Here is a 2,110-nt window from a genome sequence, read left to right on the forward strand (position 1 = left end):
AGGTCGACCGCCATGTCAGAGACCTGAAGCGTGTTACGCGTCGGGAAGAGCATCACGGCATTGCCGGCGCAGGACCAGGGCGCATCCGTGCTGTCACATCACAAGGCTTGAAGGTGGCCTTTAGTGTGAGCAGAGACAGGCGTGGAGAGACAGCGAAGAAAAGCATGAAGTCATGTTAAATCGGTCTTAGGTTAAATTTGCAAATTTTTCCAAAACGCGCCCCCTCTTCACCCCCTATGTCCGTTAATTTACTTTATCGGACATAGGGTAGAATGCATAAAATCGTCGCCAAAAGGCCTTCTGATGTGCTGGCTTGGAGCCCTCGTTCGTGGACAAAGACGCCTCGTGGAAAGTTGGTTCCATCGCCTCTGCCATGCCGGGTGTGAGGAATTACACCCCCGCTCAGGCCTGCAATCCTTTATCGGTTTTGCGGCGGCTTTGAGGCGGGAAAGCGGAATGTCCGCTTTTGGTGGACCAGATAATAATAGCGGCCGTCCCGAAAATGATCGAAGTGTGGGAATGATCGTCGTTGAACGATACTCTCAGCGTCTTACACTATGGAACGTACCGCAAACCCTGCTTTGGCAGCGCGCTGAAGATGAGAGCGAACCACAAGCCGATGGAACGGCTTGATTGCAGCAAGATATATGCGCCCAAGTTGATTGTTGCATCGAACGGCTGTTGTCGCGAAAACGACTGCGGGACCACTTCCCGCCCTCTCAATCATCAATGAGATACGGAAGTCCAGGTGCCTATCGTCTTCGCCTAAAATCAGTTCGTTATCATCCACCGAGAGGATCGGGAAAAAATCGATCCGATCTTTCTCGGTGTTCTTACCACGAAGTTCGGTAGAGGTTTGCAAACCGAATATGCGCACAACCCTATCGCGGGTCGCCAACAATACCTTGAACCAAGGGGCAGGTTGACCAAGGATGGCCTGTCCGATCGAACGGATGTTGGTGTTTGCACCAGAAGGTAGTCGTACCGCGAATGAATCGACCAAATCCGCACGTTCATACCAGCCAGCAAGGCAACTATGCTTGGGTGGATGCTGCTCTATCACAATGGTGTCGATAGTCATGAGCAGAGAGTACATTCCGTCACCGTGACCCGCAAATTAGGATTTCCAAGGAACATCTGCTGTTCCCGTCGCAAAAGTTTCAGCAAGACGGTACCAAACAGAAAAACACACTTGACCTCGTCAAGGCAAAGCACCGTCTCAGGACTGCCTACTGGAGATGGTAAAACAGGACTAATCCGCTTTGCACGAACAACCGGTTTCGGGGCGCCGTCCGCACTTACCGATTGACCTGCATGAAGGCGACTGCCGCCTATCTGCTTCTGCATTATTGAGCGGACAGGCGGATCAGGGGCGGGAAACGGAATGTCGGCAGTTGGGCGGTAGGACCGGAAAATCGGTCATTCGCGCAATCGATTTTCACGATACAAATGGGCGTCTCCTGAAGAGCACCTACTTCGTCGGGGGAGAGCTGCTCGCCCCGTGAGACGCCGCATATATGCACTCGTCATGCCAGCGATAGGTTCATGGTCAGTGCCTGAGGGACGGAGCAGAAACTGCGGCTGGCGCGAGGCTGAAGCGCTATTTCTTTTTGGAGGAAATTGCTTCAGACCGCCTTCGTTCTTTTACTTTGCCTTCGTAAAGGCATCGCGCAGGAAATGCGTTGCCTGGGCAATTGCGGCGGTGGATGCCGGCGTCTTGGCGAGTGCATTGAGCATAACGAAATCGTGGATCGTCGCGTCATAGCGGGTCGTTATGACAGGCACACCGGCTTCGACCAGGCGTCGAGCGTAGGCCTCGCCCTCGTCACGTAGGACATCGTTTTCATCTGTGATGACTAGCGCTGGCGCCTGCCCGTGCAGGATGGAGTCCGGCGTGTTCAGCGGCGAGACATGCGGCTGGGCGCGGTCAGTGCCGGCAGGCAGATACTGGTTCCAGAAATAATCCATTGCTTTCGCTGTCAGCCAGGGGCCACTGGCGAACTCGCGATAGGATCCGTCATTCATCGCGGCATCGGTTACCGGATAGAATAGGAGCTGGGCTACGAGCCTGGGTCCATGCCGCTCCGCAACGAGCGCAGAGACGACCGCA

Annotated in this window: 2 protein-coding genes; both read right to left on the reverse strand. The window is 54.5% G+C overall.

Going from position 1 to position 2,110, the window contains the following annotated elements:
• Positions 1 to 550: 550 nt before the first annotated feature.
• Positions 551 to 1,081 (reverse strand): DUF2867 domain-containing protein, encoded by a 531-nt coding sequence (locus KP707_RS16455; protein WP_215751737.1) that lies wholly within the window; start codon positions 1,079 to 1,081, stop codon positions 551 to 553.
• Positions 1,082 to 1,644: 563 nt separating this feature from the next.
• The coding region (locus tag KP707_RS16460; RefSeq protein ID WP_215769449.1) for an alpha/beta hydrolase fold domain-containing protein at positions 1,645 to 2,110 on the reverse strand (466 nt) is incomplete at its 5' end.

This window comes from Gluconobacter sp. P5E10, from assembly GCF_018812145.1.
GTDB classification, from domain to species: domain Bacteria; phylum Pseudomonadota; class Alphaproteobacteria; order Acetobacterales; family Acetobacteraceae; genus Gluconobacter; species Gluconobacter cerinus.